Source organism: Kluyvera sp. (assembly GCF_047971185.1).
Taxonomy (GTDB): Bacteria; Pseudomonadota; Gammaproteobacteria; order Enterobacterales; family Enterobacteriaceae; genus Kluyvera.
In genome coordinates, this window is record NZ_JBKDZH010000051.1 from 14,531 (window position 1) to 34,384 (window position 19,854).

At 59.4% G+C, this 19,854-nt stretch carries 22 protein-coding genes; 21 read left to right on the plus strand and 1 reads right to left on the minus strand.

All coding sequences use genetic code 11. From position 1 onward, the window contains the following. The first annotated feature begins 15 nt into the window (after positions 1 to 15). The 16 genes from ACK5JN_RS14685 to phnP all read left to right on the plus strand — a co-directional run bounded on the left by ACK5JN_RS14685 (position 16) and on the right by phnP (position 11,958). On the plus strand, positions 16 to 351 hold the full coding sequence (locus ACK5JN_RS14685; RefSeq protein WP_064546752.1) for a zinc ribbon domain-containing protein YjdM: 336 nt from the start codon (positions 16 to 18) through the stop codon (positions 349 to 351). Positions 352 to 525: 174 nt separating this feature from the next. After that, on the plus strand, positions 526 to 972 hold the full coding sequence (yjdN, locus tag ACK5JN_RS14690) for a VOC family metalloprotein YjdN (RefSeq protein ID WP_416870851.1): 447 nt from the start codon (positions 526 to 528) through the stop codon (positions 970 to 972). A gap of 131 nt (positions 973 to 1,103) precedes the next feature. Beyond that, a complete protein-coding gene (gene phnC / locus ACK5JN_RS14695) occupies positions 1,104 to 1,892 on the plus strand; it encodes a phosphonate ABC transporter ATP-binding protein (RefSeq protein WP_416870852.1) in 789 nt (262 codons plus the stop codon). Between the two features lie 23 nt (positions 1,893 to 1,915). Beyond that, positions 1,916 to 2,932 (plus strand): phosphonate ABC transporter substrate-binding protein, encoded by a 1,017-nt coding sequence (phnD, locus tag ACK5JN_RS14700; protein ID WP_416870853.1) that lies wholly within the window; start codon positions 1,916 to 1,918, stop codon positions 2,930 to 2,932. Between the two features lie 116 nt (positions 2,933 to 3,048). Further along, on the plus strand, positions 3,049 to 3,828 hold the full coding sequence (gene phnE, locus ACK5JN_RS14705; RefSeq protein ID WP_416870854.1) for a phosphonate ABC transporter, permease protein PhnE: 780 nt from the start codon (positions 3,049 to 3,051) through the stop codon (positions 3,826 to 3,828). Between the two features lie 20 nt (positions 3,829 to 3,848). Beyond that, positions 3,849 to 4,574: a phosphonate metabolism transcriptional regulator PhnF gene (phnF, locus tag ACK5JN_RS14710; protein WP_416870855.1), complete on the plus strand. Its 726-nt coding sequence runs from the start codon at positions 3,849 to 3,851 to the stop codon at positions 4,572 to 4,574. Then, the gene (gene phnG, locus ACK5JN_RS14715; RefSeq protein ID WP_416870856.1) at positions 4,575 to 5,027 is read left to right on the plus strand and encodes a phosphonate C-P lyase system protein PhnG; all 453 of its coding nucleotides are present in this window, start codon (positions 4,575 to 4,577) and stop codon (positions 5,025 to 5,027) included. Next, positions 5,024 to 5,608 carry a phosphonate C-P lyase system protein PhnH gene (gene phnH, locus ACK5JN_RS14720; RefSeq protein WP_416870857.1) on the plus strand — a complete coding sequence of 195 codons (585 nt, stop codon included), beginning with the start codon at positions 5,024 to 5,026 and terminating at the stop codon, positions 5,606 to 5,608. Before phnG ends, phnH begins: the two co-directional genes overlap by 4 nt. After that, the gene (locus ACK5JN_RS14725; RefSeq protein WP_416870858.1) at positions 5,608 to 6,672 is read left to right on the plus strand and encodes a carbon-phosphorus lyase complex subunit PhnI; all 1,065 of its coding nucleotides are present in this window, start codon (positions 5,608 to 5,610) and stop codon (positions 6,670 to 6,672) included. Before phnH ends, ACK5JN_RS14725 begins: the two co-directional genes overlap by 1 nt. Continuing rightward, a complete protein-coding gene (gene phnJ / locus ACK5JN_RS14730) occupies positions 6,665 to 7,510 on the plus strand; it encodes an alpha-D-ribose 1-methylphosphonate 5-phosphate C-P-lyase PhnJ (protein WP_416870859.1) in 846 nt (281 codons plus the stop codon). Before ACK5JN_RS14725 ends, phnJ begins: the two co-directional genes overlap by 8 nt. Then, positions 7,507 to 8,265, plus strand: a complete 759-nt coding sequence (gene phnK / locus ACK5JN_RS14735) for a phosphonate C-P lyase system protein PhnK (protein WP_416870860.1) — start codon at positions 7,507 to 7,509, stop codon at positions 8,263 to 8,265. Before phnJ ends, phnK begins: the two co-directional genes overlap by 4 nt. Positions 8,266 to 8,392: 127 nt before the next feature. Next, a complete protein-coding gene (phnL, locus tag ACK5JN_RS14740) occupies positions 8,393 to 9,079 on the plus strand; it encodes a phosphonate C-P lyase system protein PhnL (protein ID WP_416870861.1) in 687 nt (228 codons plus the stop codon). Beyond that, complete coding sequence (gene phnM / locus ACK5JN_RS14745) at positions 9,076 to 10,212, plus strand: alpha-D-ribose 1-methylphosphonate 5-triphosphate diphosphatase (RefSeq protein WP_416870862.1); 1,137 nt, start codon at positions 9,076 to 9,078, stop codon at positions 10,210 to 10,212. The genes phnL and phnM overlap by 4 nt, the downstream gene beginning before the upstream one ends. Further along, positions 10,212 to 10,769: a ribose 1,5-bisphosphokinase gene (gene phnN / locus ACK5JN_RS14750; protein ID WP_416870863.1), complete on the plus strand. Its 558-nt coding sequence runs from the start codon at positions 10,212 to 10,214 to the stop codon at positions 10,767 to 10,769. The genes phnM and phnN overlap by 1 nt, the downstream gene beginning before the upstream one ends. After that, positions 10,756 to 11,190, plus strand: coding sequence for an aminoalkylphosphonate N-acetyltransferase (phnO, locus tag ACK5JN_RS14755; protein WP_416870864.1), 435 nt, complete (start codon positions 10,756 to 10,758; stop codon positions 11,188 to 11,190). The genes phnN and phnO overlap by 14 nt, the downstream gene beginning before the upstream one ends. A 9-nt stretch (positions 11,191 to 11,199) precedes the next feature. Then, a complete protein-coding gene (phnP, locus tag ACK5JN_RS14760; protein ID WP_416870865.1) occupies positions 11,200 to 11,958 on the plus strand; it encodes a phosphonate metabolism protein PhnP in 759 nt (252 codons plus the stop codon). Here phnP and yjdP read toward each other — a convergent pair. Next, positions 11,955 to 12,287 (minus strand): DDRRRQL repeat protein YjdP, encoded by a 333-nt coding sequence (yjdP, locus tag ACK5JN_RS14765; protein WP_416870866.1) that lies wholly within the window; start codon positions 12,285 to 12,287, stop codon positions 11,955 to 11,957. The two genes, phnP and yjdP, sit on opposite strands and share 4 nt — an antisense overlap. Before the next feature lie 309 nt (positions 12,288 to 12,596). Between yjdP and ACK5JN_RS14770 the strand changes: the two genes are divergently transcribed. The 5 genes from ACK5JN_RS14770 (at position 12,597) to ACK5JN_RS14790 (ending at position 19,560) form a co-directional block, all read left to right on the plus strand. After that, positions 12,597 to 14,582, plus strand: coding sequence for an alkyl/aryl-sulfatase (locus ACK5JN_RS14770; protein WP_416870867.1), 1,986 nt, complete (start codon positions 12,597 to 12,599; stop codon positions 14,580 to 14,582). A 215-nt stretch (positions 14,583 to 14,797) separates the two neighbouring features. Beyond that, complete coding sequence (locus ACK5JN_RS14775; RefSeq protein ID WP_416870868.1) at positions 14,798 to 15,073, plus strand: YtcA family lipoprotein; 276 nt, start codon at positions 14,798 to 14,800, stop codon at positions 15,071 to 15,073. A 19-nt stretch (positions 15,074 to 15,092) separates the two neighbouring features. Then, on the plus strand, positions 15,093 to 16,124 hold the full coding sequence (gene mdtN, locus ACK5JN_RS14780; RefSeq protein ID WP_416870869.1) for a multidrug transporter subunit MdtN: 1,032 nt from the start codon (positions 15,093 to 15,095) through the stop codon (positions 16,122 to 16,124). Next, positions 16,124 to 18,109 (plus strand): multidrug efflux transporter permease subunit MdtO, encoded by a 1,986-nt coding sequence (mdtO, locus tag ACK5JN_RS14785; protein ID WP_416870870.1) that lies wholly within the window; start codon positions 16,124 to 16,126, stop codon positions 18,107 to 18,109. The genes mdtN and mdtO overlap by 1 nt, the downstream gene beginning before the upstream one ends. After that, positions 18,106 to 19,560, plus strand: a complete 1,455-nt coding sequence (locus ACK5JN_RS14790) for an MdtP family multidrug efflux transporter outer membrane subunit (protein WP_416870871.1) — start codon at positions 18,106 to 18,108, stop codon at positions 19,558 to 19,560. Before mdtO ends, ACK5JN_RS14790 begins: the two co-directional genes overlap by 4 nt. Positions 19,561 to 19,854 lie beyond the last annotated feature (294 nt).

A 19,854-nucleotide genomic window follows, 5' to 3' on the forward strand; every position in this document is an offset into this window, starting at 1 on the left:
TTGAGGAAACACTCCATGTCATTACCCCACTGCCCACAATGCAACTCCGAATACACCTACGAAGACAACGGCATGTTCATCTGCCCGGAATGCGCACACGAGTGGAACGATGCTGAACCGGCACAAGACAGCGATGCGCTGATTGTTAAAGATGCCAACGGCAACCTGCTGGCCGACGGCGACAGCGTCACCGTCGTCAAAGACCTGAAGGTCAAAGGCAGCTCTTCGATGCTGAAAATCGGCACCAAAGTGAAAAACATCCGTCTGGTCGAAGGCGATCACAACATCGATTGCAAAATCGACGGCTTTGGCCCGATGAAGCTGAAATCTGAGTTTGTGAAAAAGAACTGATTGAGCCTGTAGCATTGCCGGATGGCGATGCTACGTATCTTATCCGGCCTACCAATTGCACTGTCCCGTAGGCCGGATAAGCGAAGCGCCATCCGGCACTCCCCCCGCCACGCTTAGCTCCCTGCACCGACACGCACTACACTTAACTGGCTACTCTTACCTGAGGTAACGATCATGCCTTTAAGTCCCTATCTCGCCTTTTCCGGCAACTGCGCCGATGCCATTGCCTACTACCAGCAGGCGCTGGGTGCGGAACTGCGCTATAAAATCACCTTTGGCGAAATGCCGCCGTCCGCGATGGACGACGAAGGCGGCTGCCCCTCCGGCCTGAAATTTCCCGACAGCGCTATCGCCCACGCCAACGTGCACATCGCCGGCAGCGACATCATGATGAGCGACGGCACCTCGCCGGATAACGCCCACTACGCGGGCTTTACGCTGGTGCTCGACACCCAGGACGTCAAAGAAGGCAAACGCTGGTTTGATAATCTCGCCGCCAACGGCAAAGTGGAAATGCCCTGGCAGGAGACCTTCTGGGCGCACGGTTTTGGCCGCGTGGTCGACCGGTACGGCGTGCCGTGGATGATTAACGTTGTCAAACCGCAGGAGCCCACGCTCTGACCCCACGGGAGGCCCGGCCTCCCGCTCTGTCATCGAATTCCCGTCAACTATTCATCCCTCAGTAACTATCTCTTAACCCAAATGTCACACAAGTTCGCCACGATGGGGCCACCTTTTTTGAGGGGTCCAACATGCAAACAATTATTCGCGTTGAAAAGCTGAACAAAACGTTCAACCAGCATCAGGTGCTGCACGCCGTTGACCTGAACGTCCACGCCGGTGAGATGGTGGCTCTGCTTGGCCCGTCCGGTTCTGGCAAATCCACCCTTTTACGTCATCTGAGCGGCCTGATCGTCGGCGATAAAACGCCGGAGTGCCGCATTGAGCTGCTGGGCAAAACCGTACAGCAGGCGGGCCGACTGGCGCGCGACATCCGCCAAAGCCGCGCCCACACCGGCTACATCTTTCAGCAGTTCAACCTCGTTAACCGCCTGAGCGTACTGGAGAACGTGCTGATCGGCGCGCTCGGCAGCACGCCGTTCTGGCGCACCTGTTTTAGCTGGTTCACCCGCGAACAAAAACAGCGCGCCTTGCAGGCGCTCACCCGCGTCGGCATGGCGCACATGGCCCACCAGCGCGTGTCTACTCTCTCCGGCGGCCAGCAGCAGCGCGTCGCCATTGCCCGCGCGCTGATGCAGCAGGCAAAAGTCATTCTTGCCGACGAGCCTATCGCCTCGCTGGACCCGGAATCGGCGCGCATCGTGATGGACACGCTGCGCGACATTAACCAGACCGACGGCATCACCGTGGTGGTGACGCTGCACCAGGTCGACTATGCGCTGCGCTACTGCGAACGCATCATCGCGCTACGTCAGGGACACGTGTTCTACGACGGCAGCAGCCAGCAGTTTGATAACGAACGTTTTGACCATCTCTACCGCAGCATCAATCGCGTCGAAGAGAACGCGCAGGCTGCTTAACGTCCCCACGATGAGGAATGGAAATGAGTTATAAAGCCGTTGCCGCGCTGGCCTTCACCAGCATGTTTAGCCTCAGCACCCTGTTCGCTCCCGCACACGCGGAGGAGCAGGAAAAAGCGCTGAACTTCGGCATTATTTCGACGGAATCGCAGCAGAACCTGAAACCGCAGTGGGAACCGTTCCTGAAGGATATGGAAAAGTCGCTGGGCGTGAAGGTGAACGCCTTCTTCGCCCCGGACTACGCCGGGATTATCCAGGGCATGCGCTTCAATAAAGTGGATATCGCCTGGTACGGCAACCTCTCCGCCATGGAAGCGGTGGATCGCGCCAACGGCCAGGTGTTCGCGCAGACCGTCGCCGCCGACGGTTCACCGGGCTACTGGAGCGTGCTGATCGTCAACAAAGACAGCCCCATCAACAACCTCAACGACCTGCTCGCCAAACGCAAAGAGCTGACCTTCGGCAACGGTGACCCGAACTCCACCTCCGGCTTCCTCGTGCCGGGCTACTACGTCTTCGCCAAAAACAACGCCTCCGCCAGCGACTTCAAGCGCACGCTCAACGCCAGCCACGAAACCAACGCTCTGGCGGTTGCCAACAAGCAGGTGGATGTCGCCACCAATAACACCGAAAACCTCGACAAGCTGAAGGTTTCCGCGCCGGAGAAGCTGAAAGCGCTGAAGGTAATCTGGAAATCGCCGCTGATCCCCGGTGACCCGATTGTGTGGCGTAAAAACCTCTCCGAAGCCACTAAGGACAAGGTCTACAGCTTCTTTATGAGCTACGGCAAAACGCCAGAGCAGAAAGCGGTGCTGGAACGTCTGGGCTGGGCGCCGTTCCGCGCCTCCAGCGACCTGCAGCTGCTGCCGATTCGCCAGCTGACGCTGTTTAAAGAGATGCAAACGGTGAAGGGCAACAGCACGCTGAACGCCGAAGAGAAGGCCAGCAAGACCGCCGATATTCAGGCGCGGCTCAATGACCTTGACCGTACCACGGCGGCGATTGGCGCAATGAACGCGACGGCAAAAGCGGTGCAGTAATGAGTCCCCTCTCCCCTATGGGGAGAGGGTTAGGGTGAGGGGGCAGCGGCGTACGCTGATGCCCTCACCCCGGCCCTCTCCCACAGGGAGAGGGAGAAAACACGACGGAGCTAAATATGCAAACCATCACTATCCCACCCCCCAAGCGCAGCTGGTTCTCGCTGATCGGCTGGGCCGTTTTGCTGGCAGTGCTCGTGGTCTCCTGGAAGGGAGCCGAAATGAACCCGGTCACCCTGTTCCAGGACGCGGGCAACATGGCGACCTTCGCCGCCGACTTCTTCCCGCCGGACTTCAGCCAGTGGCAGGACTATCTCAGCGAGATGGCCGTGACCCTGCAAATCGCCGTCTGGGGCACCGCGCTGGCGGTGGTGCTTTCCATCCCCTGCGGCCTGATGAGCGCCGAAAACCTGGTGCCGTGGTGGGTTTACCAGCCAATGCGTCGCCTGATGGACGCCTGCCGCGCGATTAACGAAATGGTCTTCGCCATGCTGTTCGTCGTCGCCGTCGGCTTAGGCCCGTTCGCCGGGGTGCTGGCGCTGTTTATTCACACCACTGGCGTGCTCTCCAAGCTGCTGTCCGAAGCGGTGGAAGCGATTGAACCCGGCCCGGTTGAAGGCATTCGCGCCACCGGGGCCAACAAAATTGAAGAGATCCTCTACGGCGTGCTGCCGCAGGTGATGCCGCTGCTCATTTCCTACTCGCTGTACCGCTTCGAATCCAACGTCCGCTCCGCCACGGTGGTGGGGATGGTCGGCGCGGGCGGTATCGGCGTGACCTTGTGGGAAGCGATTCGCGGCTTCCAGTTCCAGCAAACCTGCGCGCTGATGGTGCTGATCATCGTCACCGTCAGCCTGCTGGATTTCCTCTCCCAGCGTTTGCGTAAGCACTTTATCTGACTCGCGAGGTATTGATGGCTATGCACTTGTCTACACATCCGACCAGTTATCCGACGCGCTATCAGGAAATTGCCGCGCGTCTGGAGCAGGAGCTGCGGCAGCACTACCGCTGCGGCGACTATCTGCCCGCCGAGCATCAGCTGGCGGCGCGTTTTGCAGTCAACCGCCACACCCTGCGCCGCGCCATCGACCAGCTGGTGGAAAAGGGCTGGGTCCAGCGCCGTCAGGGCGTGGGAGTGCTGGTGCTGATGCGCCCGTTCGACTACCCGCTTAACGCTCAGGCACGCTTCAGCCAAAACCTGCTCGACCAGGGCAGCCACCCCACCAGCGAAAAGCTGCTATCGGTGCTGCGCCCCGCATCTAGCCATATCGCCGAAGCGCTGGGCATTAACGAAGGCGACAACGTCATTCACCTGCGCACCCTGCGCCGGGTAAACGGCGTGGCGCTGTGTCTTATCGACCACTACTTTGCTGACCTCAGCCTGTGGCCGACGCTGCAAACCTTCGACCACGGTTCGCTGCACGATTTTCTGCGCGAGCAGACCGGCATTGCGCTGATGCGCAGCCAGACCCGCATCAGCGCGCGCCGGGCGCAGGCCAAAGAGAGCCAGCGGCTGGAAATTCCCAATATGGCGCCCCTGCTGTGCGTGCGCACCCTGAACCATCGTGAAGGCGATAACCGGGCGATGGAGTACTCCGTCAGCCTGACCCGCGCCGACATGATCGAATTTATTATGGAGCACTGAATGCACCACGATACCGCGACCCGCCAGCACTGGATGTCGGTGCTGGCCCACAGCGACCCCGCGAACCTCGCGGCAAAAATGGTCGCCCTGAATATCACCGCCGATTACGACGTGCTCCGCGCGCCGGAAACCGGGCTGGTACAGCTACAGGGCCGGATGGGCGGCACCGGCGAGCGTTTCTTTGCCGGCGACGCCACGCTGACCCGCGCCGCCGTACGTCTGCATAACGGCACCCTCGGCTATAGCTGGGTGTTGGGGCGCAATAAAGCCCACGCCGAGCGCTGCGCGCTGATCGACGCCCTGATGCAGCAGCCAGGCCATTTTCAAACCTTACTCGAAACCCTGATTACCCCGCTGGACGCCGACCGCAGCGCGCGCATTGCCGCCCGCCAGGCGCAGATCAACGCCAGCCGGGTCGACTTCTTTACGCTGGTTCGCGGAGATAACGCATGACCCTGGAAACCGCTTTTACCCTACCCGTGCAGGATGCCCAGCACAGTTTTCGCCGTCTGCTGAAAGCGATGAGCGAACCGGGCGCGATCGTCGCGCTGCATCAGCTCAAACACGGCTGGCAGCCGCTCAACGTCGCCACCACCAGCGTGCTGCTGACGCTGGCCGACAACGATACGCCGGTGTGGATTTCCACCGCGCTGCATAACGATATCGTCAGCCAGAGCCTGCGCTTTCACACCAACGCGCCGCTGGTGGAGCAACCGCAGCTGGCCACCTTCGCCGTCGCCAGCGACGCCATCAGCAGCGAGCAGCTCAACGCCCTGTGCGAAGGCAGCGCCGTGGCCCCGGAAACCAGCGCCACGCTGATAGTGCAGGTGTCGAGCCTCAGCGGCGGCCGCATGCTGCGCCTGACCGGCGCGGGCATCGCCGAAGAGCGAATGATCGCCCCACAGCTGCCGAGCTGCATTCTGCATGAACTGACCGAACGCCCGCACCCGTTCCCGCTTGGTGTGGATCTGATCCTCACCTGCGGCGAGCGCCTGCTGGCCATCCCGCGCACCCCCCATGTGGAGGTTTGCTGATGTACGTTGCCGTTAAAGGGGGCGAGAAGGCGATTGCCGCCGCCCACCAGCTACAGGAAAACCGACGCCGGGGCGATACCGCGCTGCCGGAGCTGAGCGTCGAGCAGATAGAACAGCAGCTGAACCTGGCGGTGGACCGGGTGATGACCGAAGGCGGCATCGCCGACCGCGAGCTGGCGGCGCTGGCGCTGAAGCAGGCCAGCGGCGATAACGTCGAGGCTATCTTTTTGCTGCGCGCCTACCGCACCACGCTGGCGAAGCTGGCGGTGAGCGAACCGCTGGCAACGGGCGATATGCGCCTGGAACGCCGCATCTCCGCTGTCTATAAAGACGTGCCGGGCGGCCAGCTGCTCGGCCCGACCTACGACTACACCCATCGACTGCTGGACTTTACCCTGCTGGCGAACGGAGAGGCCCCGGCCCTGCAAACCGAAGCTGGGGAGCCAGCGCCCGCGCCGCACGTCTTCAGCCTGCTGGCCAGCCAGGGACTGGCAAAAACGGAGGCGGACAGCGGCGCGACGCCGGACGACATCACCCGCACCCCACCGGTCTACCCGTGCTCGCGCTCGTCGCGCCTGCAACAGCTGATGCGCGGCGACGAGGGGTATCTGCTGGCGCTGGCCTACTCCACCCAGCGCGGCTACGGGCGCAACCACCCATTTGCCGGTGAAATTCGCAGCGGCTATCTCGACGTCTCCATCGTGCCGGAAGAGCTGGGTTTTGCGGTGAACGTCGGCGAACTGCTGATAACTGAGTGCGAAATGGTCAACGGCTTCGTCGACCCGGCCGACGAACCGCCGCACTTTACCCGCGGCTACGGGCTGGTGTTCGGCATGAGCGAGCGCAAAGCGATGGCGATGGCGCTGGTCGACCGTGCCTTGCAGGCTCCGGAGTACGGCGAGCACGCCGTCGGCCCGGCGCAGGATGAAGAGTTCGTCCTCGCCCACGCCGACAACGTCGAAGCCGCCGGTTTCGTCTCGCACCTCAAACTTCCCCACTACGTCGATTTCCAGGCCGAACTGGAACTGTTAAAACGCCTGCAACGGGAGCAGAACCATGGCTAATCTCAGCGGCTATAACTTTGCCTACCTCGATGAACAGACCAAACGCATGATCCGCCGCGCCATCCTTAAAGCGGTGGCGATCCCCGGCTATCAGGTGCCGTTCGGCGGCCGTGAAATGCCGATGCCATACGGCTGGGGCACCGGCGGCATTCAGATCACCGCCAGCGTGATCGGCGAAGCGGACGTGCTGAAAGTGATTGACCAGGGCGCGGACGACACCACCAACGCGGTCTCCATCCGCCAGTTTTTCCAGCGCGTGACCGGGGTGAATACCACCGAGCGCACCGAGGACGCCACGCTGATCCAGACCCGCCACCGCATCCCGGAGACGCCGCTAGTGGAGGATCAGATCCTGATCTTCCAGGTGCCGATCCCCGAGCCGCTGCGCTTTATCGAACCGCGCGAAACCGAGACCCGCACCATGCACGCGCTGGAGGAGTACGGCGTGATGCAGGTAAAGCTGTATGAAGATATCGCCCGCTTTGGCCATATCGCCACCACCTACGCCTATCCGGTGAAGGTCAACGATCGCTACGTGATGGACCCGTCACCGATCCCGAAATTCGATAACCCGAAGATGGACATGATGCCCGCCCTGCAGCTGTTCGGCGCCGGGCGCGAGAAGCGCATCTACGCGGTGCCGCCATATACCCGCGTGGAGAGCCTCGATTTCGACGACCATCCGTTCACTGTCCAGGCCTGGGACGAGCCGTGCGCTATCTGCGGCTCGACCCACAGCTATCTCGACGAAGTGGTGCTGGATGACAGCGGCAAACGGATGTTTGTCTGCTCCGACACCGACTACTGCCGCCAACAGAGCGAGGCGAAAACCGCATGACGCAACCATTACTCTCCGTTGACCGCCTGACCCATCTCTATGCGCCGGGCAAGGGCTTCAGCAACGTCTCTTTTGATCTCTGGCCGGGCGAGGTGCTGGGCATTGTCGGCGAGTCGGGTTCCGGCAAAACCACCCTGCTGAAATCCATTTCCGCGCGTCTGATGCCGCAGGAAGGAGAGATCCGCTATCAGGACAGCTCGCTGTACGCCATGAGCGAAGCCGAGCGTCGTCGCCTGCTGCGCACCGAATGGGGCGTGGTGCATCAGCACGCGATGGACGGCCTGCGCCGTCAGGTGTCGGCGGGCGGCAATATCGGCGAACGGCTGATGGCCACCGGCGCGCGCCACTACGGTGATATTCGCGCCACCGCCCGACGCTGGCTGGAGGAGGTGGAGATCCCCGCCTCGCGCATCGACGACCTGCCCACCACCTTCTCCGGCGGGATGCAGCAGCGTTTGCAGATTGCCCGCAACCTGGTGACCCACCCTAAGCTGGTGTTTATGGACGAACCCACCGGCGGGCTGGACGTTTCGGTGCAGGCGCGCCTGCTCGACCTGCTGCGCGGGCTGGTGGTGGAGCTGAACCTGGCGGTGGTGATTGTCACCCACGATCTGGGCGTCGCTCGCCTGCTGGCCGACCGCCTGCTGGTGATGAAGCAGGGACAGGTGGTGGAAAGTGGGCTTACCGACCGGGTGCTCGACGATCCGCATCATCCGTATACCCAGCTGTTAGTGTCGTCGGTGTTGCAGAATTAATTATCGAGCAGCGCATTGCCGGATGGCGGCTGCGCCTTATCCGGCCTACAGGCCCGCTTCGCTTGTAGGCCTGATAAGCGAAGCGCCATCAGGCAATCGAACGCACAATTGCTTAAAGAGGCTAAAAATGAACGCGATCCGCGTCGAAAACGTCAGTAAAACCTTTGTTCTGCACCAGCAAAACGGCGTCCAGCTTCCAGTGCTGCGCGACGCCTCGCTCACCGTTAACGCCGGTGAATGCGTGGTGCTGCACGGCCACTCCGGCAGCGGCAAATCGACGCTGCTGCGTTCGCTGTATGCCAACTACCTGCCGGATGAAGGCCATATTCATATTAAACACGGCGATGAATGGGTGGATCTGGTCAGCGCCCCGGCGCGCAAGGTGGTGGAAGTGCGTAAAACCACCGTCGGCTGGGTCAGCCAGTTTCTGCGGGTTATCCCACGCATCTCCACGCTGGAGGTGGTGATGCAGCCGCTGCTCAATACTGGCGTGCCGCGCGAAACCTGCGCCGTCAAAGCCGCACAGCTGCTGACGCGCCTCAACGTTCCCGAACGCTTATGGCACCTGGCGCCGTCGACCTTTTCCGGCGGCGAGCAGCAGCGCGTCAACATCGCCCGCGGCTTTATCGTCGACTACCCGATTCTGCTGCTCGACGAACCGACCGCCTCGCTGGACGCCAAAAACAGCGCCGCGGTTGTCAGCCTGATTGAAGAAGCCAAAGCCCGCGGCGCGGCCATCGTCGGTATTTTCCACGACGAAACCGTGCGTAACCAGGTCGCCGACCGCCTTCACCCTATGGGTACACCTGTATGATTATCAATAATGTAAAGCTGGTGCTTGAGAACGATGTGGTCCACGGTTCGCTGGAGGTACAGGACGGAGAAATCCGCGCCTTTGCCGAAAGCCAGAGCCGCCTGCCGGAAGCCTTCGACGGCGAAGGCGGCTGGCTGCTGCCGGGGCTGATTGAGCTGCATACCGATAATCTGGATAAATTCTTTACCCCGCGCCCGAAGGTTGACTGGCCCGCCCACTCGGCGATGAGCAGCCACGACGCGCTGATGGTCGCCAGCGGCATCACCACCGTGCTGGACGCGGTGGCGATTGGTGACGTGCGCGACGGCGGCGACCGGCTGGAAAATCTGGAGAAGATGATCAACGCCGTGGAAGAGACGCAAAAGCGCGGCCTCAACCGCGCCGAGCATCGCCTGCATCTGCGCTGCGAACTGCCGCACCACACCACGCTGCCGCTGTTTGAAAAACTGGTTGGCCGCGAGCCGGTCTCGCTGGTGTCGCTGATGGACCATTCACCGGGCCAGCGCCAGTTTGCCAACCGAGAAAAGTATCGGGAATACTATCAAGGTAAGTACTCACTTACTGATGAGCAGATGCGCCAGTACGAAGAAGAGCAGCTTCAGCTGGCGGCGCGCTGGTCGCAGCCTAACCGTGCCGCTATCGCCGGAATGTGCCGGGACAGACGCATCGCGCTGGCCAGCCACGATGACGCCACCCATGAGCACGTGGTGGAGTCGCACCAGTTGGGCACCGTGATCGCCGAATTCCCTACCACTTTTGAAGCCGCCGAATCGTCGCGCCGCCACGGCCTGAACGTGCTGATGGGCGCGCCGAATATCGTGCGCGGCGGTTCGCACTCCGGCAACGTCGCGGCGCATCAGCTGGCGGAGCTGGGGCTGCTGGATATCCTCTCCTCCGACTACTATCCGGCCAGCCTGCTCGACGCCGCGTTCCGCGTGGCCGACGACGCGCACAATGCCTTCACCCTCTCGCAGGCCATCAACCTGGTGACTAAAAACCCGGCGCGGGCGCTGAACCTGCACGATCGTGGCGTGATTGGCGAAGGCAAACGCGCCGACCTGGTACTGGCCCACCGCAAGGGCGAGCACGTGCATATCGATCACGTCTGGCGTCAGGGGAAAAGGGTATTCTGATGAAGGGAAAACTGATCTGGTTAATGGGGCCCTCCGGCTCCGGCAAAGACAGCCTGCTGGAAGTGCTGCGCCAGCAGGGCCACGCGCAGCTGCTGGTGGCCCATCGCTATATCACCCGTCCGGCTAACGCCGGCTGTGAGAACCACATCGCGCTAAGCGAACAGGAGTTTTTTACCCGCGCCGGGCACAACCTGCTGGCGCTGAGCTGGCACGCTAACGGCCTGTATTATGGCGTCGGCGTGGAGATAGATCTGTGGCTGCACGCCGGGTTTGATGTGGTCGTCAACGGCTCACGCGCCCATCTGGCGCAGGCCAAAGCCCGCTACGCCGACGCGCTGCTACCGGTCTGTTTGCAGGTGTCCCCCGAGATTCTGCGCCAGCGGTTACAGGCGCGGGGTCGTGAAAACAGCGCGGAGATTGCCGCGCGGCTGGAACGCGCCGCCCGCTATACGCCGGAGAACTGTCATACGCTCAATAACGACGGAAGTTTGCTACAGTCGGTGGATATTTTACTGACCCTGATGGGACGCAAGGAGAAGGACTATGTCTGTCTGTGAACTGCGCCATGCCACGTTCGAGGATATCGACGAGGTTTACGCGCTGATGTGCGAACTGAAGCAAGCTGAATTCGACCGCGACGCCTTCTACACCGGCTTCGCCGCCAATCTTCAGGACCGCAATTTGCATTATCAGCTGGCCCTGCTGGGCGGCGAGGTGGTCGGTATCATCAGCCTGCATTTGCAGTTTCACCTGCATCACGCCAACTGGATTGGCGAGATTCAGGAGCTGGTCGTGATGCCACGCGCGCGCGGCCTGGGCGTCGGCAGCCAGCTGCTGAGCTGGGCTGAAGAAACCGCGCGCGACGCGGGCGCGGAAATGACCGAGCTCTCCACCAGCACCAAACGACTCGACGCGCATCGCTTTTATCAGCGTGAGGGCTATGCTCCCAGCCATATTCGATTCACCAAAGCGTTATGAGGATGCTGTATGAGTTTAACCCTCACCCTCAGCGGCACCGGCGGCGCGCAGGGCGTACCCGCCTGGGGCTGCCATTGTCCAGCCTGCGCCCGCGCCCGCCGTGCGCCGCAGTATCGCCGTAAGGCGTGCAGCGGCGTGGTGCGCTTCAACGACGCGGTTACCCTTCTCGACGCGGGCCTGCACGATCTTACCGAGCGCTGGCCCGCCGGCTCTTTCCAGCAGTTTTTGCTGACCCACTATCATATGGATCACGTTCAGGGGCTGTTTCCGCTGCGCTGGGGCGTGGGCGAGACCATTCCGGTGTATGGCCCGCCGGACGAGCAGGGCTGCGACGATCTGTTCAAACATCCCGGCCTGCTCGATTTCAGCCATACCGTGGAACCGTTCGTGGTGTTTGATTTACAGGGATTACAGGTGACGCCCGTTCCATTAGCGCACTCAAAGCTGACCTTCGGCTATCTGCTGGAGACGCCCCACAGCCGCATCGCCTGGCTCTCCGATAGCGCCGGGCTGCCGGACAAAACGCTCACCTTTTTAAGTAATAACCAGCCGCAGGTGATGGTGATTGATTGCAGCCACGCGCCCCGCGAACAGACGCCGCGTAACCATAGCGATTTAGCGACAATTGTGGCGCTAAACGAATCCATCCGCTGCCCGCGGGTGGTGCTCACCCATATCAGCCACCAGTTTGATGAATGGATGATGACCCATCTCCTGCCGCCCGGCGTGGAAGCCGGCTACGACGGCATGGAAATTCATCTCGATTAGCGGTTGTAGTCGTCATCAAGACGACGCTCATCGTCCGACAGCTGGCGGCGTTCTTCATCCAGCTGGCGCTGACGATCGTTAAGCTGGCGGCGACGATCGTCGAGCTGACGGCGGCGATCGTTATATTGCTGAGAGCTCTGGCTCCGATCCCGGCTATCGTCCCAGGAGCGATCGTCATCATCGCGGCTGGTGCGGCCGCTGTCGGGATTGTAGGCGTCATTAATGGCCTGCTGAATATTGCCGATAGCGTCATCAATGATATCGGCGTGCGCCAGCTGGCTGGCCAGCGACAGCGCGCACAGAAGGGCGGCGGTGAGATAACGTTTCATAGAACCAGTCTCGTTGGGATGCTGTCGGTAGGTTATGCAAGCGCACTTTCCCGGTGTAGCGGAGGAATCTCAATTTTTCATCACCCTCCCCCTCTCTTCGTTTAAAAATAACAATTAAATATTTTAAATTAAAAAATATATATTAATTCTATTATTTAAGCCCACCCGCACAATACCTTATAAAAATAACGATCGGACTCACAATTTATTGTGAAGAACTCACTCATTAGCACTTAATATAGAGCGTCATAGCGTGGGCAAGTTTTTACCCTATTTATTCATAGAATTAATCATGGATTGGAGATTGATATGAAAAGCTCTAGATTATTCCGTCTAAGCAAGACATTTATCGCAATGTCTGCGGCAACGGTTTTTTGCATGAATACCGCCTTTGCGGCAGAGACACCGAAAGAGGCGACGGAGTTCACCAAACAAATCAATCAGACCTATTTAGATTCGCTGCCGTTTAATAATCGCCAGGACTTTGACGATGCACAACGTGGATTTATTGCGCCGCTGCTCAATCACGGTGAGTTAAAAAATGCCGAAGGCAAAACCATGTATCGGGCGGAAGATTATAAGTTCGATATCAATGCGCCGTCTCCGGATACCGTCAACCCTAGCTTCTGGCGCCAGGCTCAGGTCAACGGTATTTCCGGCCTGTTTAAAGTAACGGACCGGATGTATCAGGTGCGCGGGCAGGATATTTCCAATATCACCTTTGTCGAAGGTGATACCGGGCTGATTGTTATCGATCCGCTTGTCTCACCGGAAGCGGCAAAATCCAGCCTCGATCTCTACTATCAGCATCGTCCGCATAAACCCATCGTGGCGGTGATTTATACCCATAGCCATACCGACCATTATGGCGGCGTAAAAGGCATTATCTCTGAAGCTGACGTGAAGGCAGGTAAGGTGCAGGTTATCGCCCCGGCGGGCTTTATGGAGGAGGCAATCAGCGAAAACGTGCTGGCGGGCAACATCATGAACCGCCGTGTGCTTTATTCCTACGGCCTGCTGCTGCCGCATAACGCCAAAGACAACGTCGGCAACGGTCTGGGCGTAACGCTGACCACCGGCAACCCAACAATTATTGCCCCGACCAAATCGATTACCAAAACCGGCGAGAAGCTTAATATCGACGGGCTGGACTTCGAATTCCTGATGGCCCCGGGCAGCGAAGCTCCGGCGGAAATGCACTTTTACATTCCGGCGCTCAAAGCGCTGTGTACCGCGAAAAACTCCAGCCATACGCTGCATAACTTCTATACCCTGCGCGGCGCGAAAACCCGCGACTCGAGCAAGTGGTCCGGCTACCTGAACGAAACGCTGGATAAATGGGGTAATCAGGCGGAAGTGCTGTTTATGCCGCACACCTGGCCGGTCTGGGGCAATAAACATATTAACGATTACATCGGCAAATACCGCGACACCATTAAGTACATCCACGATCAGACGCTGCACCTGGCTAATCAGGGCTACACCATGAATGAAATCGGCGACATGATTACCCTGCCGAAAGCGCTCAACGATAACTGGGCCAGCCGCGGCTACTACGGCTCCGTCAGCCATAACGCCCGCGCCGTCTATAACTACTATCTCGGCTATTTTGACGGTAACCCGGCCAACCTGCATCCGTACGGCCAGGTAGAGATGGGCAAACGCTATGTTAAGGCCCTCGGCGGCGCGGAACATGCGATTAAGCTGGCTCGCGAGGCTTACGACCAGGGGGATTATCGTTGGGTCGCAGAGCTGCTGAAACATGTGATTGCCGCCGATCCGGCGAATCAGGAAGCGAAAAACCTGCAGGCGGACGCGTTCGAGCAGCTCGGCTATCAGTCGGAGTCAGCCACCTGGCGCGGGTTCTATCTGGTTGGCGCGAAAGAGCTGCGTGAAGGGGTGCACAAGTTTAGCCACGGTTCATCCAACTCGCCGGATACGGTGAAAGGGATGACGGTTGAAATGCTGTTTGATTACATGGCGGTACGTCTGGACAGCGCCAAATCGGCAGGGAAAGATATCAGCATTAACTTCAATCTCGACAATACCGATAATCTCAATCTGACCCTGAACGACAGCGTGCTCAACTACCGCAAAACGCTGCTGCCGAAAGCGGATGCATCATTCTACATGACGCGCGCCGACCTCCAGCACGTGTTGACCGGGCAGGCGAAAATGGCTGACCTGATTAAAGCGCAGAAAGTGAAAGTCATTGGCGATGCTACGAAGCTTGATGAAATCACCCGCTGTCTGGATCAGTTTGAAATGTGGGTTAATATCGTTACACCAAATTAATACGGTTGATATCCAGAGGCGAGCTCGCCTCTGGATATAGTAAATTCATCATGAAAATACAAAACTCAATAAAATAAACATAATAAATAAGTTATGAATGCTATATAAAAAATAAAATATTTTTCTCCCATGTAAAAATAGCCATACTACTCACTCATCATTCTATTTGATATTCACCCCAGTTATTGCTTGCAATACACAGGATGTATTTTCTTATGCAAATAGTTAAATCCAGGATTGTGACCCAGTTAAAGAAAATAAGCTGGCTCGCACCGGCCACGTGCCTGACGGGATGTTCATTATCGCCCGCCATTCCGGTTATTGGCGCCTATTATCCCAGCTGGCTTTTTTGCATTATTGTCGGCGTTATTCTCACGCTTATTACACGACGGGTGATATTGCGCCGCTATCCCGCGCTGGCCTATACGGGCATTGTCTATACCGCCCTTTTTGCTCTCTACGCCATGCTGTTCTGGCTGATATTTTTCTAATTCCAATTGAGATGCGCTAATGGAAAGCACGCAGAAAAAAGCTCCTCGTCACAAAATACCGGCCCTGCTGCTGGTGATAATCGCTCTGGTGGTTCTGGTGTTTATTATCTGGCGATTGGACACCGCGCCCTCCACAAATGATGCCTATGCCTCTGCCGATACCATTGACGTGGTCCCGGAAGTCAGCGGTCGAATTGTTGAGCTGGCCGTCACCGATAACCAACAGGTTAAGCAGGGCGATCTGCTGTTCCGTATCGATCCTCGCCCCTATGAGGCCAGCCTTGCGAAAGCCGAAGCCTCGCTTGCCGCGCTGGATAAACAAATCATGCTGACGCAGCGCAGCGTGGACGCACAAAAATATGCCGCCAGCTCGGTAGAAGCCACCGTCGCAAAGGCACGCGCGGCGGCCAAACAGGCCAGCGATACGCTTAAGCGCACCGAACCGCTGCTGTCGCAGGGTTTTGTCTCGGCCGAAGATGTCGATCGCGCCAGAACCGCGCAGCGCGCCAGCGAAGCCGATCTCAACGCGGTGTTATTACAAGCACAGCAGGCTGCCAGCGCGGTCAGCGGCGTGGATGCGCTGGTGGCCCAGCGGGTAGCGGTTGAAGCGGATATCGCCCTGACAAAACTGCATCTGGAGATGGCAACGGTGCGCGCACCGTTCGATGGCCGCGTGATATCGCTGAAAACGTCGATCGGCCAGTTTGCCTCCGCAATGAAGCCGGTCTTTACGCTGATCGATACCCGCCACTGGTACGTCATCGCCAACTTCCGTGAAACCGAACTGAAAAACATTCATGCCGGCACCCCAGCGACCCTGCGCCTGATGAGCGACAGCGGTAAAACCTTTACCGGTAAGGTCGACTCGATCGGCTACGGCGTGTTGCCCGATGACGGCGGTCTAGTGATGGGCGGCCTGCCGCGCGTCTCCCGCTCAATCAACTGGGTGCGCGTCGCCCAGCGCTTTCCGGTGAAAATCAGGGTCGATAAGCCCGATGCGGAACTGTTCCGCATCGGCGCGTCGGCGGTCACTACCATTGAGTCACCATAATGAAGATCCTCAACTACCTGCCGCTGCCGCTGGTCAGGCTGCTGGCGTTTTTCCATGAGGAGCTAAGCGAAAAGCGCCCTGGTCGCGTGTCGCAGACGATCCAGCTGTGGACAGGCTGCCTGCTGGTGGTGTTGATCTCCATGACCTTTGAGATACCGTTTCTGGCTATCTCACTGGCGGTGCTGTTTTACGGCGTCCAGTCCAATGCGTTTTACACGAAATTCGTGGCGATCCTGTTTGTCGCCGCGACGGTCATGGAAATTGGCAGCCTGTTTCTGATCTACAAATGGGCCTACAGCTACCCGTTGATCCGGATGATCGTCGCCAGTCTGGTGGTATTTGGCTGCATGTTTATGATGCGCACCTACAAGCTGGGGCTGCTGTTCTTCGCCGTTGCGATTATCGCCGTCTACGGCCAGACCTTCCCCGGCATGGTCGACGCCCCGGAAATTGTCGTGCGCCTCACCCTCTGGTGTATCGTGGTCGGCCTCTATCCGGCCCTGCTGATGGTGCTGTTAGGCGTATTGTGGTTTCCAAGCCGCGCGGTAAAACAAATGCGCGAAACCCTGAACGCCAGGCTCGATGATGTCCTGACTCACCTGACCCATGCTGCTGCACCACTGGCGGAAAAGTACGTCGAACGTGAAGCGCTAGCGCTACAAAAGCTGAACGTTTTTTGTATGGCCGATGATGCCGACTGGCGTAAGCGCAGCGCCTGGTGGCAAAGCTGTGTCGCTACCGTGACCTATCTGTATACCACGCTCAATCGCTATCATCACAAGGATGCAGCGCCATATCCGGCATTGGTGGAAAAGCTGCGGGCCGAAATAGTCAGTCTGCAGCAGGCCATTGCGCAAGGGGAAATCTGGCAGAGCAGATGGCAACTTAGCGCGGAGGAACGGGCCGCCGCGCGCGCCTGCGGGCTCGAAAATGTCTGCCACCAGCTGATACAATTGGGGCATCTCGATCCCGACACGCCGGCAGCCCCTGCCGCCAAAGAGCCATCGATGGTCGCAGACGCCTTCAGCAGCCCCGCATATATCCGCTATGCGCTGAAAACGCTGCTGGCCTGCCTGATCTGCTATGTCTTCTATTCCGGCGTCGACTGGGAGGGCATTCATACCTGCATGCTGACCTGCATTATCGTCGCCAACCCCAGCATCGGTTCGTCGTATCAGAAAATGGCGCTACGCTTTGGCGGCGCGTTATGCGGCGCGGTGCTAGCGCTGCTGGTGACCATTTTCATCATCCCGTGGCTGGACAATATCGTTGAGCTGCTGTGCCTGCTGGCACCCATCCTGCTGCTCGGCGCGTGGATCGCCACCGGATCGGAGCGATCATCCTACATCGGCACGCAGATGATCGTCACCTTCGCGCTGGCGACCCTCGAGAACGCCTTTGGCCCGATTTACGATCTGGTGGAGATCCGCGATCGCGCCGTTGGCATCCTGATTGGCACCGCCGTATCCGCGGTGATTTACACCTTTATCTGGCCGGAAAGCGAAGCGGATGCCCTGCCGAAAAAACTGGCGGCGGCGCTGGGTATGCTGGCAAAAATGCTGCGGACGCCGCAGCAGGATCCCGCGTCCCAGCGCGGCTGGCTACAGCTGCGCATTGGCTGCCATGCGGCATTCAATAGTTGTGAAGAGATGTGCGACCGCGTGGCGCTGGAGCGCCAGCTGGCGGATACCTCCCGAATCCATCTGCTGAACAACAGCCGGGCCGTTATTCGCCAGGGGCGCACCATCCTTTACGCCTGGGACAACGCGCCTACCCCCGATCCGCGTCTGGCCGAAGCTCTGGAGCAGTACGCCGCCAGTTTGTCGGCGGGCCTCAGCGTACCGCCAGACTTTGCCGCTGCGATCGCATCCCCCTCATCTGAACAGACGCAGAACGTTATGCAGCAGATCGTCCGTCTACCCGACTGGACCCGCCCGGCCGCCGTTTCCGCCGGGGAACAGACGCAAGGAGCCCTTTCATCATGACTCATCATCTTTCCCGTATATTGCTTTGCGGTCTGCTCACCGGTACGACGGCGCTGTCGGGCTGTGCGTTAATCCGCAGCGATTCCGCGCCGCACGCGCAGCTACAGCCGGAACAAATCAAGCTGGCCGACGATATCCATCTGGCCAGCCAGGGCTGGCCGCAGGCCCAGTGGTGGCGGCAGTTTAACGACCCGCAGCTCACGGCGCTGATTGAGAAAACGCTCTCGGGTTCCCACACGTTGGCGGAAGCGAAGCTGCGTGAGGACAAAGCCCAGGCGCAGGCCGATCTGCTGGAAGCCGGTTCCCAGCTGCAAATGGCGGCCCTGGGGATGATTAACCGCCAGCGCGCCTCGGCTAACGGTTTTCTTGGCCCCTACGCGCTGGATGCGCCAAAGTTAGGGATGGACGGCCCGTACTATACGCAGGCTACCGTCGGCCTGGTGGCGGGCTTCAACCCGGATCTCTGGGGAGAGCATCGTTCAGCGGTGGCGGCAGCCATCGGGGCGCAGAACGCCACGCTTGCTGAAACCGCCGCGGTGGAGCTATCGCTCTCGGTCGCTGTCGCGCAGCTGTATTACAGCATTCAGGCCAGCTACCAGATGCTCGACCTGCTGGAGCAGACCCGCGGCGTGATTGACTACGCGGTTCAGGCACACCAGAGCAAAGTGGCGCAGGGACTGGAGGCAAAAGTGCCGTACCACGGCGCGCGAGCGCAAATCCTGGCGGTGGATAAACAGATTGCCGCCGCTAAAGGGCAAATCAAAGAAACCCACGAATCGCTGCGCGCGCTGATGGGGGCGGGGGCCGACGGGCTGCCGGAGATAAAGCCGGCCTCCCTGCCGCAGGTTCAGGTGGGCATTCCGTCTACCCTTTCCTATGATTTGCTCGCCCGCCGCCCGGATCTCCAGGCGATGCGCTGGTACGTGCAGGCGTCGCTGGATCAGGTCGACGCCGCGCGGGCGCTGTTCTACCCGAGCTTTGATATCAAAATGTTCTTTGGCCTCGACGCCATTCATATCGACGATCTGTTCAAAGGCACCAGCCGCCAGTTTAACGTTATCCCCGGCCTGCGCCTGCCGCTGTTCGACGGCGGCCGCCTCAACGCCAACCTGAAAAGCACCCGTGCCAGCAGCAATATGTTGATTGAGCGCTACAACCAGTCGGTGCTGAACGCGGTTCGCGATGTCGCTATCAACGGCACCCGCCTGCAAACGCTGAGCGATGAGCGGTCCATGCAGGCGGATCGCGTCGACGCCATGAGCTACACCCAGCGTGCCGCCGAGGCGGCCTTTAGCCGTGGTCTTGGCAGCCGCTTACAGGCCACCGAAGCACGTCTGCCGGTACTCGCCGAGCAGATGTCGCTGCTGATGCTCGACACCCAGCGGGTGATTCAGAGCCTGCAGCTGATTAAATCCCTCGGCGGCGGCTATCAAGCCGCTTCCGGGAAGTAGGCCTGATAAGCGCAGCGCCATCAGGCAGATCGGCGCACATTGCCGGATGGCGGCGTTGCCTTATCCGGCCTACAAAAATGTATCCCGGACGAGGCGCGCCAGCGCCGACTCCGGGATTGTTCGCCTCCCAGAAACGTCACCCATTTTTCCCATCGACACGTCAAATATGACGACAGCCTGTTTTTCGTCAGGGTTTTGACCAAAAATCGCCCGTAATATCAGGGAATGCCCACAATAAAAAAGTGGCATAAAAGATGCATACTGAGGGCGACAGCGCGTATGCGCGATTTGATT